This is a genomic window from Pedobacter sp. AC464 (assembly GCF_979253075.1).
Genome location: NZ_CEEDBV010000002.1, coordinates 1,463,926 through 1,476,461 on the forward strand (window position 1 = coordinate 1,463,926; position 12,536 = coordinate 1,476,461).

Annotated in this window: 11 protein-coding genes; 4 read left to right on the plus strand and 7 right to left on the minus strand. The window is 39.0% G+C overall.

All coding sequences use genetic code 11. The features are described from left to right. Positions 1-89 precede the first annotated feature (89 nt). The gene (locus tag AC0IWT_RS17255; protein ID WP_471798093.1) at positions 90-1,226 is read right to left on the minus strand and encodes a hypothetical protein; all 1,137 of its coding nucleotides are present in this window, start codon (positions 1,224-1,226) and stop codon (positions 90-92) included. A 77-nt stretch (positions 1,227-1,303) separates the two neighbouring features. Between AC0IWT_RS17255 and AC0IWT_RS17260 the strand changes: the two genes are divergently transcribed. Then, on the plus strand, positions 1,304-2,347 hold the full coding sequence (locus tag AC0IWT_RS17260) for a dipeptide epimerase (RefSeq protein ID WP_471798094.1): 1,044 nt from the start codon (positions 1,304-1,306) through the stop codon (positions 2,345-2,347). Here AC0IWT_RS17260 and AC0IWT_RS17265 read toward each other — a convergent pair. Then, the gene (locus tag AC0IWT_RS17265) at positions 2,313-2,534 is read right to left on the minus strand and encodes a DUF6358 family protein (RefSeq protein WP_471798095.1); all 222 of its coding nucleotides are present in this window, start codon (positions 2,532-2,534) and stop codon (positions 2,313-2,315) included. The genes AC0IWT_RS17260 and AC0IWT_RS17265 overlap by 35 nt on opposite strands. A gap of 81 nt (positions 2,535-2,615) precedes the next feature. Next, positions 2,616-2,933 carry a rhodanese-like domain-containing protein gene (locus AC0IWT_RS17270; protein WP_056093557.1) on the minus strand — a complete coding sequence of 106 codons (318 nt, stop codon included), beginning with the start codon at positions 2,931-2,933 and terminating at the stop codon, positions 2,616-2,618. 265 nt (positions 2,934-3,198) lie between these two features. On the opposite strand from AC0IWT_RS17270, the gene AC0IWT_RS17275 reads away from it, so the two are divergent. From AC0IWT_RS17275 to AC0IWT_RS17285, 3 genes are all read left to right on the plus strand, one after another. Then, positions 3,199-4,323, plus strand: coding sequence for a DUF4407 domain-containing protein (locus tag AC0IWT_RS17275; protein WP_471798096.1), 1,125 nt, complete (start codon positions 3,199-3,201; stop codon positions 4,321-4,323). Between the two features lie 113 nt (positions 4,324-4,436). Further along, complete coding sequence (locus AC0IWT_RS17280; protein ID WP_471798097.1) at positions 4,437-6,272, plus strand: M61 family metallopeptidase; 1,836 nt, start codon at positions 4,437-4,439, stop codon at positions 6,270-6,272. A 47-nt stretch (positions 6,273-6,319) separates the two neighbouring features. Next, positions 6,320-7,621, plus strand: coding sequence for a M20/M25/M40 family metallo-hydrolase (locus AC0IWT_RS17285; protein ID WP_471798098.1), 1,302 nt, complete (start codon positions 6,320-6,322; stop codon positions 7,619-7,621). Between the two features lie 165 nt (positions 7,622-7,786). Here AC0IWT_RS17285 and AC0IWT_RS17290 read toward each other — a convergent pair whose 3' ends face one another. The 4 genes from AC0IWT_RS17290 to AC0IWT_RS17305 all read right to left on the minus strand — a co-directional run bounded on the left by AC0IWT_RS17290 (position 7,787) and on the right by AC0IWT_RS17305 (position 12,213). Then, positions 7,787-8,281 (minus strand): GNAT family N-acetyltransferase, encoded by a 495-nt coding sequence (locus AC0IWT_RS17290; protein WP_471798099.1) that lies wholly within the window; start codon positions 8,279-8,281, stop codon positions 7,787-7,789. Beyond that, positions 8,278-8,838, minus strand: a complete 561-nt coding sequence (locus AC0IWT_RS17295) for a thiamine pyrophosphokinase (protein ID WP_471798100.1) — start codon at positions 8,836-8,838, stop codon at positions 8,278-8,280. Before AC0IWT_RS17295 ends, AC0IWT_RS17290 begins: the two co-directional genes overlap by 4 nt. Before the next feature lie 116 nt (positions 8,839-8,954). Next, positions 8,955-9,587: a thiamine phosphate synthase gene (locus AC0IWT_RS17300; protein WP_471798101.1), complete on the minus strand. Its 633-nt coding sequence runs from the start codon at positions 9,585-9,587 to the stop codon at positions 8,955-8,957. A gap of 184 nt (positions 9,588-9,771) precedes the next feature. Further along, complete coding sequence (locus tag AC0IWT_RS17305) at positions 9,772-12,213, minus strand: TonB-dependent receptor (RefSeq protein WP_471798102.1); 2,442 nt, start codon at positions 12,211-12,213, stop codon at positions 9,772-9,774. Between the last annotated feature and the right edge of the window lie 323 nt (positions 12,214-12,536).

Consider the following 12,536-nt stretch of genomic DNA (forward strand, 5'->3'; position numbering starts at 1 on the left):
CTTTTTTAAAAAAGTTCGGGATTGCGAAACACTTAACAACCTTTCTTTTGAAATATTGCTTCATGCATCGCAATCACGAGGAATTCATGCTAGTAATTATTATAGTAGTAACTAATGTCGTCTACCAGCTGACTGTAAATAGGCTTCGTGAATTCAAGAAATAAGGTTGTTGGTGGTGGCGGCAAAACCTCTCGTCTTCTCGTCATTGCTAACTGCTGCTTGTTCAATGCTCTGTCATCACCTTTATAACTTGCCCAGCTATCGCTCCATACATAAGTGCCTGGAAATTTTTGCTGGCGAACTATCTTTTTACTTTGCCAATCGGTAATGGTCATATCCAATAACCCAGATGAAGAAATATTTTTCTCAAAAATACTCAAACTGGCCTTTACGGTTCCGTAAACCGGTTTTCGTTCTCTTGTTTCGCCAATAACCACACTATCTCTTTTTAGCCTTTCTACCCGTTCTTTAACATAAGTCTGGCCAACAACAAAGTCGTCAAAGTTTAAGCTCAGCACCTGGTCTGGAACAACCTTCTTACTGGTAGCTTGTTCCTCCGAATAGAAAATAACAAACTTATTTCGCGAATAGTTGCCAATAAACTGATCAATTTGTTGTTGAAAATAATCGCCACTTAGCTTGTATAAGCCACTGTTAACGTAGATGGGCTGAACCACCACCCTGGTTACAGCGGCCCAGTACGCTTCGTCCATTTTTGCTTTTACATCTTTATAATTCGGAGCCAGATTTTGTACTTTTTCAAATTCGTAGTAAGCTTTTTTAGCCGACTGGCGGTTGTTTGCATTTAAGAATGCTACACCCGAACTATACCTGGCCATGGCTGCATTGAATTTGCTATCGGCCAATTCTTTTACATATTTGGCAGGATTTGGAACCGTGGTTAAACATGCCGGGCAGCTGTTAATATCATCAGCAAGCTGGTTAATTTTTTGGTAATCGTACATTATCGACTCCCATCTGAATAAATCATTAGAAATTTTTGCCTCATCAATTTTCCTTAGGTGATCCTGCAAGGCTAAATTATACGCCGTTGATAAAACCTGTAATGCTTCGCCGTTTTTAGGCGAATTCTGTAAGCGGCTAACAGCTTTAGAAACCGAAGCATCATAATCACCTTTTTGCAAGGCTTTTTTTCCTGTGGTACATCCTCCAATAATTATAAAGGATAAATAAATAAAATACCGTAATCTTGAAATGTTTTTCATGGCAGGAGTGGTTTGCGTTAAACAAATATAATTTGTGAAGGCCAAATTTGCCTTATTTATTTAGTAGACGATTGAAAATGAAAATTAGTTGCAAGCAGTTTGAATTAGAGTTAAAACACCCTTTTTCAATATCGAAATTTACCCGCACCAGTACCCCGCTGATGCTATTAAAATTACAGTATGAAGGTTTTACCGGCTATGGTGAAGCTTCGATGGTACCATATATGGGTGAAAGCTACGAAAGTGCTAATGCATTTTTAAAGCTAGTTGATTGGAGTAAATTTAAACATCCGTTCAATTTTAAAGAGATTATTGCTTACCTGGACAACCTGGCTCCTGGGCAGCCGGCCATTAAAGCAGCTATAGATATTGCTTTGAATGATATTAATGGGAAAATTCTAAATAAACCCTGCTACGAGATTTATGGCGCAGAGCCGGCGAAAATGCCTGTAACTTCCTATACAATCGGTATTGACACGCCAGAAGTTATCCGCGAAAAATTAAAGGATGCAGAAGCCTTTAAGGTTATAAAAGTTAAACTCGGCCGGGATAACGACAAGGAGATTATTGAAACCATTCGCAGCATGACTGATGTTCCGCTCTATGTAGACGCAAACCAGGGGTGGGCCGATAAGATTAAAGCAATTGATTTGATTTACTGGTTGCATGGGCAGGGTGTGGTGTTGATAGAGCAGCCGATGGATAAAGCTAACCTGGACGGCAATGCCTGGTTAACAGAACGCAGTCCGATTCCTTTGCTTGCCGATGAAGCTGTACAACGGCTGGCAGATATGGATAGCCTGAAAGGTGCTTACCATGGAATAAACGTAAAGCTGATGAAAAGCTGCGGCATGTACGAAGGCCATCAAATGATTTTGAAAGCACGTTCTTTTGGTATGAAAGTTTTAATCGGGTGTATGAGCGAAACCAGTTGTGCAACCTTGGCTGCGGCCGCCCTGGCGCCCTTATGCAATTGGGCCGATTTGGATGGGCCCTGGTTAACAAAAAATAATCCTTTCGAAAATCCTGCCTTCGAAAATGGAAAATATACCTTAAAAAATTTGCCTGGACTGGGTTTGGAAGGTGTTACTGAGGATCTTTTTCCTTATACGATTTCCTGATTTCTTTCATCAGTTGAATCTTAAAGTAGAAAAGACAAGCGGCAGTTCCGACAAGAAACGCTGCTGGCAGGTATTTGCCATTATTGTAGCACCAAATCAATCCAAAAATGGAAAGTATAATGCCCAGGTTGTAAAAGATATTTAATGCGAATTTTTTACCCATAATGGTAGATTTATTGATTGCCAATTGAGGAATTTTGAATGAGCGAATGTTTATCAGCACTTGGCCAGTGCTATTATCCGTTCATTCAAAATTCAATTATTATTTCTAGTAAACGGGCATGTTGGGGTCAAAAGCTTCCTGCCACGCCAAAATACCGCCTTTTAAGTTGTACAGGTTATCAAAACCATACTGTGCCTCAAGCTGCATAACCGCTGCCGCACTTCTTTTGCCACTTCGGCACTGCATAATTACCGGCTTGTCTTTAGCAACTTTATCAGCTTCTATCAAAATCCCGCCTAGTGGAATGTTTTCTCCATCAAGATTAGAAACTTCGTATTCGAATGTTTCCCGAACATCAATCAACTGAAAATCTTCTTTATTGTCGATTTTCTCCTTTAGCTCTTGTACTGATATCTCTTTCATGTAAATATATTTTTTCAAATATACGAAAAACAGTTAACCAGTTAGCAAGGCATTGTTGCGCATCGAATTTAAAATCATTAGCAATTTAAAACTTTTAACACCGGGCTGCCAGCATTTTATTTAATTAAAAAATTGCCTTCGTTGTATTTGTAAGTTGCTGTAAAATTGCTTTTTAAGATTAATTTTAAATAGAAAAGCACTGAAAATAGTTTCAAAAAAACTGTAACAACTTGCGTTGTCAGGCGTTTAATTATAAATATTACACATGAATAAACTAAACCGATTTTTTTGGTTTTGCTCTGGCGCCCACATCCCGACACTGGAAAAGTATTCTTCAGAACAAAATAAATATACAGGCATTGGTGCCACAATTTTTTTTACAGGCTTATTTGCGGCCCTATCTGGGGGTTATGCAATGTACTTTGTTTTTAAAGGCGATGATTTAGCGATTATTTTCGCAATCATTTTTGGCCTTTTATGGGGTGCGGCAATTTTTAATATGGACAGATACATCGTTTCCAGCATTAATAAAAGTGCATCGACAAACAAACAGATTTTACAGGCTACGCCACGTATTTTGCTGGCCATTATGATTGGTATCGTTATCTCCCGCCCCATCGAATTAAAAATTTTTGATAAAGAAATTAAAGAGCGGCTTAAGGTAAGTTACCTCAACGGGCAACGCTCTAAAATTGATACGCTCAATAAAGCCTTTGAAAATAAATATCAGGTCGAATTCGGAAGGTTAAATCAGCAAAAAGCAACGAGAGATTCGCTGGAAAAAGGCATAAAGGCCGACAGGCAAAAACTGAATTTTGAAATTTTTGGAAACAAAACAGCTGAAACCTCAGGCGTGTTGGGTTATGGCCCTTTTGCCAAACGCAAGGAAGCAGAGCTGCAGCAGCGCACATCAGAATTAGATACGCTAAAAGCGAGTATTAATAAGGCAGAATCTTTTATCGATAAACGGAAAGAATTTGACGGCCTTTTCACAGCCAAAATTTTTACGGATAAACAGTTGGATAGTTTAGCCAACATAGCCGGTTTTGCAGATAGAAACTGGGCATTGGGCCAGCTGAAGTTTAACGCCGATGGAACAAGTGATAACAACACCGCTTTAGCGGTAACTTTTATTGGGTTGCTGTTTATCTTTTTCGAATGTTTGCCGGTTTTTGTAAAGCTTATGAGCGCCCGTGGTCCTTATGATTATGTTATTGCTGATGGCGATGAAATTGCAATTTACGAATCGAAAAAGGATAAAGATTTTAGGTTTGAGGTAGCGGATAATATACATGAAACTAAGGTTGATTCAGAATCATCAAAAAGAAAAGAAATTATAAAAGGAAAAGCCTACCGTGATTTGGAAAAATACGATTGGGATAAAGATTAACAAGCCTTGAGCCGTGGCCGGTTTAACTGAAATTGATTTTCGTGATAGACCAAACACCTTTTATATATTTCCTTAGCCTTTTTTCTGTAATTTAAGCCCATCAAATCCTTTTTATGAAGAAAATTCTTGGAGCCACAGCGGCAATGTTTTTGTCGTTGGGCGTTTTTGCTCAAAACGAAATAAGTTATACCGTTTCATTTCCCAATGCTGTTCATCATGAAGCTGAGGTGAGCATGTTAATTCCTAATGTGCCGGCCGGAAAACTAACGGTTAGAATGAGCCGCTCATCGCCAGGAAGATATGCAACACATGAGTTTGGTAAAAATGTTTATGGCCTTAAAGCTTTCGATGATTCGGGAAAAGAACTGCTCTTAAATCAATCGGCCGGCGATGTTTATGAAATCCCAAATCATGGCAAGAGCGTAAAAATTACCTACACAATTTTTGGTAATTGGATTGATGGCACTTATGCCGGTTTTGATGAAACTCATGCACACATGAACATTCCCGCAACTTTTGCTTTTCCTGTCGCGATGGACAGCCGGGCCCGTTTGGTTAAATTTAACTACAGCGGTAAACAAAACTGGAAAGTAGCTACGCAGTTGAAACCGATGGGTAATGATACCTATTATGCATCGAACCTGCAGTATTTTATGGATAGTCCTACAGAAATTGCAAACTATAAAACGGCAAGCTGGCAGGTTAAAAATACGGATGGTAAAATGCAAACCATTCATTTGATTTCGCACTCAAACGATAATCAGCAAACGGTAGACAATTATGCTGTGATGCTTAAAAAAATGGTTGATGAACATTTGGCCGTTTGGGGAGAATTCCCTGCCTATGATTATGCCAATTATTATTTCCTTCAGGATGTTTATCCAGACAATGCAGGCGATGGTATGGAGCACAGAAATTCGACATCAATTGTTCAGCGGACACCAAAGATTGAAGGTTATGAATCAAGCTTATTAGGTACGTTTTCGCACGAATATTTTCACAGCTGGAATGTGGAAAGACTTAGACCAAAAACCCTGGAGCCATTTAATTTTACACACTCAAACATGAGTAACGAACTTTGGCTTGCCGAGGGTTTTACACAATATTATGGTGCTTTGCTGTTAACACGGGCGGGTTTTAAAACAGTAGAAAATGCTTCTCAAACCTTTAGCGGATTAATTAATGCGGTTTTAAGTTCTCCTGGCGCTAAAAACTTTTCTCCAATCCAGGCAAGCCGTTATGCTGTTTTTGCAGATGCAGGTGTTGCGATAGATCAAACTAATAAAGGAAATATTTTCCTTTCTTATTACACTTATGGTGCGGCAACAGCGCTGGCTTTAGACCTTCGCCTTCGGGCTGATTTTAAGTTAACGCTTGATGATTACATGCGGGCGTTATGGAAGGCCTATGGGAAACCAGAAGTAGCTTATACTGTTCCAGATTTGGAAAAAACACTGGCGGTGTTAACGAAAAATCCAGCTTTTGCTGCCGATTTTTTTAAACGATACATTTACGGAACGGAAAAGAATGATTATGCAAAGCTTTTACTTAACGCGGGTTTTGTACTTCGTAAAGCAAATCCGGGCAAAGCTTATACGGGTTTAATGCGTTTAACATTTGAAAATGGCAAAGCCGTTTTACCACAAACCACAATCGGTACGCCTGCATATGCTGCCGGGTTAGATGTTGGCGATGTGCTTTTAACAATGGATGGGGTTGAGGTAAAAGATCAGGCTGCATTAAACAAAATAACCGAAGCTCACAAACCTGGCGATGTCGTGGACGTAGCCTACGCTTATCGTGGCGAAGCAAAAACAACAAGATTAACCTTCACGGAAAACCCTGCTTTAGAAATTGTATCTGTTGAAAAGACAGGTGGAAGTTTAACCCGGGAAATGGAAAGTTTTAGAGATAAGTGGTTGAGTACACAGGTTAAAACCAAACAATAATCTAAGTAAAAAAACTAAATTAGCAGAACTAAAAATTATACTAACACATGAAAAAACTTTTCTTTTTAGCGTTGGCCGGCATGGCAACTTTACAGTTGAACGCTCAAAAAATTGATAAAATTATCACTAGAGAATATACAGACCACCTCATTAAGACCTTAAGTGCTGATGATATGGAAGGTCGCGGTACGTTTACGCCAGGAATTGATAAAGCGGCTACTTTTATCGAATCTGAGTTTAAAAAAATTGGCCTGCAACCATTAACAGGCGAGCAAGCATTCCGCCAAACTTTTTACAAATATAAGTTAACACCAGAGCCTGCAGTAGTTGTAATTGATGGAAAAACAATCCCTCAGGAAAATATTTTGCTGGTTGGAAGAACGGTATCGGCTAAATTTAACCAAACGGGTACGGAGGTAGTTAGGTTAGATACCACGAAAGCATTTTTGCAGCAATACCGCATGCTTGGGCGTGGCGCCAAAAAAATCGTTTTGGTTGATAATAAATTTGCCGCAGATTTTAAACGGTACAAATCTTTCGCAGCTCGCCCGGCAATTGTGGATGAGAAAGAATTGCAGAATCCTGCTCAGGATGCTACGGTTTTCGTTTTAGGCGTAAGTGATGCAAAAGAATTTAATGTTGAGGTAAAAAGCAAATCAGAAAAAATGGCGCTTTTTAATGTTGCAGGTATGATTCCAGGCAAATCGAAAGCTAAAGAACTGGTTGTTTTTTCTGGTCACTATGATCACCTTGGGATTACGAAATCTGTAGATGGTGATAGCATCGCAAATGGTGCAGATGATGATGCTTCTGGTACTACAGCGATGATTGCCTTGGCTAAATATTATAAAGCGCAAAAAAACAATGAACGTACTTTAATTTTCGTGGCTTTTACTGCGGAAGAAATCGGTGGTTATGGAGCAAGGTATTTTTCAGAGAAATTAAATCCCGATGATGTCGTTGCGATGTTCAACATTGAGATGATTGGAAAAGATTCTAAATTTGGCAAAAACACAGCCTTTATAACTGGTTACGAACGTTCTGATTTTGGCAAAATTCTACAGAAAAATTTAACTGGAACAGAGTTTACTTTCCATCCGGATCCATATCCAGATCAAAATCTTTTTTATAGAAGTGATAATGCCACTTTAGCAGCCTTAGGGGTTCCGGCACACACAATAAGTACTGATAAAATTGACATCGACAAATTGTACCACACCGTGAAAGATGAATATGGCTCGCTGGATGTAGAAAACATATTGGCTACAATTAAGGCGATTGCCAAGAGTGCAACTACAATTGTGAACGGAACAGATACGCCGACCAGAATACCGAAGTTGAAACAATAAGATTGCCAGATAAACATGGCCATGCAGGAGGTAACAATTTAAAGCGAGAAAGAATTGTTGTTGTGCCCATCCGATAGTAGCGGATGACGGATATTTTAATAAAAAGCCATGAATTAACTGATTTCGTAATTTAATCTGTTAATTTATGGCTTTCTTGTTGAGTGGTTAAAACTTGTATTCCATTACGAAATCATCCATGAAATAGCCACCACCAATATCTATTTTAACAGGTTCTTTCACCGTAAAACCTGCCTTCAGATAAAAATCTTTGGCCTTGTTGTTTTTGTTTACATTCAATTGTAAGGCAGAAGCACCAGCCTCTTTAACCTGGTTGAAAACTTCATTAATTAAAATTTTGCCAACACCCTTTCCATGTGCGGTTGGTAAAACATAGAGTTTATGCAATTTGTAAATACGCTCTTCATGGCCAACAATTGAATAGCCTGCAAAACCATACTGGTTTTCACCTTCTTCGGCAATCAGAAATGTATGGCCCTCCATAAATTGTTTAATCAACTCGCCTTTGTTATACATTTTATCTAACATATAATCGATTTGCTGCTGACCGATGAGCTCCAGATATGTTGAAGGCCAGGTTGCTAAGGCGATATCGCGGATAAGTTCTACATCCTGTTCTTTTGCTTTTCTTAGGGTAATCATAGTGGTTCACTTATATAAACTGGTTGTCCTGAGAAGGTAAATTCCACAAAGCCATCTTTAACTACTATAAAAACTTCTTCTTCATTTTGAGTTAGGTTTGTAACTTCAAGATAACGGTTGCCGTGAATTAAAAATTCGCTTCCGGCAGGTTTCCACACAGAAAAGCCAGATTTTATTGGATAGTGTTTCGCCTTTTCGGTGAAAACAACAAGGTTAATTTTGTCTTCAAAACCGGCAAATTTCTCTAAATCAAATTTTTTGGTGATAATGTTTACCGCCGGAAATTTCTCCTCATAAAGATGGTTTACGGCAACCATAAGGGCATCTACCGGGCCCTGGATAATCTTAGTGTCTTCCTGAACATCTGCTTCTTTGCCGTTTACCAAAACATCAACTTTAATGCCCAGCGAACGTATTTTATCATAATTTTCCCCGTTAACTAGAAGCGTTGGACTCCACTCTAAAAGCTGCCCAAGCAGTTCTTCATTAAAATTTCCGAGTTCATCAATGTATAACGCCGGCTCTTGTTTCTCTTTTACGATATGGTGTGAAGACATAATGCGAAGGTAAGTTAAATTAAGATTTTAGGATTACGATTTTAAATTTTTTGAATGCTTAAACTGCAAAATTTAAAAATTTAGGTCCCGAAGTAATTTAAAACTAAGTGGTGGGATTATCCTTTAACCGCGTCATAAAAGGTCTGATAAGCACCAATAAAATCATCGGCAAAATTGATGGCACCTGAAACAGCAACGCCATAAATTCCGCTTTGCATTAAGGCATTTACATCATAAATTTTTATGCCGCCTACAGCTAAAACAGGCATTTTTATTTCCAGATCACTCAACACTCCGATAATGCTTTTGTACTTTTCTACAGTAATTAAGGGATAGTTATTCGGTTTGGTTTCTGATGAAGCATAGGGACCTAATCCTGCGTAATCTGCGCCTTCCTTCGCAATACGAATCAAATTTTCAGGTGTATTTGCCGAACCGCCAAGCGTAATATCGTTACCAACCAATTTGCGCAACGCTGTAAAATCTGCATTCATATCCTCAATATGAAAGCCTTGAATATCAGCTTTGCCATTTAAATGAATATGGTTTGTTACAATAAGTGTTGTTCCCCAGTCATCACAGATTCCAGCAATCGAATTAATATCATTTAGAAGTTCATGGTCAACTTTACTTAAACAACGATACTGAACCCATTTTGCGCCGGCTTCGCAAGCGTTTTGTGCCTGCTCAATGTGCGTTAAATGTGGTATATCGTGCGTAATGTAATGTAGTTTTTCAATGTATTTCATGCCAGGTTTTTTAAGAATTAGCAGGGTTTCAAACGCTTTCGATTTACAAATTCTAAAGCCCAAAAAAGTAATTGCAAGGTACGAAGCAATTACTTAAAATTAAGCATGCTTTGTACCTTGCAATCTGTGTGGTCTTATATCGCCAACCGGATGAAATCGAAGTTACGCACCTTTTACCTTACTGTTAAAATTTAACATTTAAGCTTAGCAAGAAGTTAGTACCCGCCTGCGGATAGAAGAAATTTTCGGTTACCCTGCTCCCACCTAAAAGGTAGCCGTAGGTGTAGCCATTACTTTCATATTTTTTATCGAAAATGTTGTTTACCAGTAAGCCCAGGTTTACATTTTTAACGCCGGCAAATTTAAAATCGTAACCGAAACGGGCATTGCTTACCCAATAACCATTAATTGTTCTGTCGTTATTTTGGGTATTATCCATGTATTGCTTGCTTACATATTTGCTCTGTAAAGCCAGGGCAAAACCTGCAACTGGCTTGTAAACCAACTCGCCAAAAAGTACGGCTGCCGGCGAATATGAAATATCCGTTAAAGCATAGTTGTTTACAACTTGTCCGCCGTTATCGTAATCGTCATAATACTCCGTAAAGTTTTTTATTTTATTTCTGCTTAAGGCCGCGTTTGCATTTAAAACAAACGATCTGTTAATAATGTATGAACCATCCAACTCAATTCCCAAACGGTAACTTCTGTCAACATTCTGACGGTAGTTGCCACCAACATCGTTTATTTTTCCAGTTACAACCAGCTGGTTTTTGTAAAACATGCCGTAAGCGTTTGCGCCTAAATTAAACTGTTTGTTTTTAAAACGATAACCTAACTCAACATCATTTAGCCGCTCTGGTTTCGGGTAAACACCAACGGCCGCGTCGGTGTAATCATCGCGGTTTGGCTCTTTATTGGCAACACTGAATGAAGCATATACGTTGCTTTCCGGATTGATAAAATAGGTTGCGCCAAACTTCGGGTTAAAGAAATTCAGGGTTTCATTAATGGCCAGGGTGTTCAGTTTATTTTCTGTTCCGGCAATATCATAGTAAACACGGCGGTACTGCAAATCTGCAAATAAACTTAGGGCTTCAACCGGACTATAATTTACTTTTCCGTAAGTATTAAAATCTGTTTTAAATCCTTCATTATCGTAATAATGTCTGTCGATATCTCCGTTTGATGCATATTGAGCCCAAATAATTTGGCCAAAGTGAGCGCCCTTATATTCGTTATAAGCACCACCCAGCGTAAAATTTAAATTCTTTTGAGGCACATAATTAAATGCATAAGTAACCCCATAAAAATCGTTATCCAACCAGCGGCGGCGAATTAAATCGGTTTCGCTAATTGTTGTGTTACCAATAACTACCGGTTTCAAACCGTAATCTGCCAAATCATTCTGAACCCTGTATTCTTCATAATAGCCCTCACCCTGGGTATAATGTAAAGCACCGTTAAAGCTAAACTTATCAGAAAATTGTCTTGCGTAAAGCAACTGATAATGATTTTGCCAGTAATTGTCTGTTTGGTTGTTGTAAAGGAAACTATTGTAAGTTCTGCCAGCGTTTAAAAGGTTATCGGCATCCGTCTGGCTTAAGCCGTTTCTGTCAATGTAAGCCTGCATTCCTGCAACATCGTTATTCAGTCGGGATTCAGGGATGCCATTCCACGACTGATAGGTTTTTTCAGCACCTGCGAAAACGTTTATCCTCAATAAATCTTTATTTCCGTGGTAAGCGCCAGACATAAAATAAGATTTTAACAGAGATGATCCTCTGTCTACATAGCCATCAGAACTGATTCTCGATAAACGGCCATCAAAACTAAATCGGTTATTAATTAAGCCCGTGCCAACTTTTACGGTATTTTTCCAGGTATCGAAACTCCCGAAAGTGCTGTTTACTTCTGCATAAGGCTCCATTTCACTGGCCGTAGTTTGAATGTTTAAACTGGCACCAAAAGCACCCGCACCGTTCGTTGATGTTCCAACACCTCTTTGAATCTGAATGTTATCCACTGATGAAGCAAAATCAGGCATGTTAACATAAAAAGTTCCCTGACTTTCGCTATCGTTAATCGGAATACCATTTACGGTAACATTTATCCGGCTATTATCGCTTCCGCGGATGCGAATACCGGTGTAACCCACGCCCGCACCTGCATCTGAATTAACAACCACACCAGGCGTATTCTGCAAGATAAAAGGTAAATCCTGCCCGAAATTATTTTCCTGAATTTCTGCTTTAGTTACATTCTTGTAGGTAGTTGCAGATTTTTCATTTGCCCTTGTGGCCCGAACAATCACCTCATCGGCCAAAAAGGCCTGGGCAATTAGAGAAAAGTTAACCGTTTGATTTTGATTAAGTTGAACCGATTTTTCGGCAGACTGGTAACCCAGATAGCTTACACTGATATTGTAATTACCGCCAGCTAAATTTGCCAGCGTAAAATTTCCTTCAGCATCAGTAAGAACGGCAGTCTTTTGATTTTTTACCCTAACGGTGGCGCCTGCCAAAGGTTTTTGATTGTTGTCTGTAACTTTACCCGTTACAGAAATTTGTGCCAAAACGAAGAATGGCATCATTGCAGTCAGAACCGCAAAAAGTAATTTTTTCAATGTTAATTGTTTTTAGTTAAACCCATCGGAAATAGGGGTACTCCCGATTTCAGTTAAACTTCCATAACTCCAATCCCTACGCCGGCATTACCCGGATCAGGTGCATTTAGGGCTCGGGTTTTAAAGCCTGGCGTTTAGGTTCGCATATGCAAAACCTATTACCTTTCACTTTTTACCGTTCACCGTAAAATGGGTATGATCTCAGCCCGTTTTTGTGTTATTTAAAACAAGGCACCCCTAATGATGTGGCAAATGTAGAAAATAATTTAACAATAAGGTAGAAAAAATGTTGCCTGGCTTTTAAGTTTAGAAAAGCAGGTTTC

Bases quoted from the DNA above. Each gene is read 5' to 3' on its own strand.
- AC0IWT_RS17280 (WP_471798097.1), top strand. From the start codon at position 4,437: ATGAAGAAAATTCTTGGAGCCACAGCGGCAATGTTTTTGTCGTTGGGC.
- AC0IWT_RS17260 (WP_471798094.1), top strand. From the start codon at position 1,304: ATGAAAATTAGTTGCAAGCAGTTTGAATTAGAGTTAAAACACCCTTTT.
- AC0IWT_RS17295 (WP_471798100.1), bottom strand. From the start codon at position 8,838: ATGTCTTCACACCATATCGTAAAAGAGAAACAAGAGCCGGCGTTATAC.
- AC0IWT_RS17300 (WP_471798101.1), bottom strand. From the start codon at position 9,587: ATGAAATACATTGAAAAACTACATTACATTACGCACGATATACCACAT.
- AC0IWT_RS17290 (WP_471798099.1), bottom strand. From the start codon at position 8,281: ATGATTACCCTAAGAAAAGCAAAAGAACAGGATGTAGAACTTATCCGC.
- AC0IWT_RS17285 (WP_471798098.1), top strand. From the start codon at position 6,320: ATGAAAAAACTTTTCTTTTTAGCGTTGGCCGGCATGGCAACTTTACAG.
- AC0IWT_RS17255 (WP_471798093.1), bottom strand. From the start codon at position 1,226: ATGAAAAACATTTCAAGATTACGGTATTTTATTTATTTATCCTTTATA.
- AC0IWT_RS17270 (WP_056093557.1), bottom strand. From the start codon at position 2,933: ATGAAAGAGATATCAGTACAAGAGCTAAAGGAGAAAATCGACAATAAA.
- AC0IWT_RS17275 (WP_471798096.1), top strand. From the start codon at position 3,199: ATGAATAAACTAAACCGATTTTTTTGGTTTTGCTCTGGCGCCCACATC.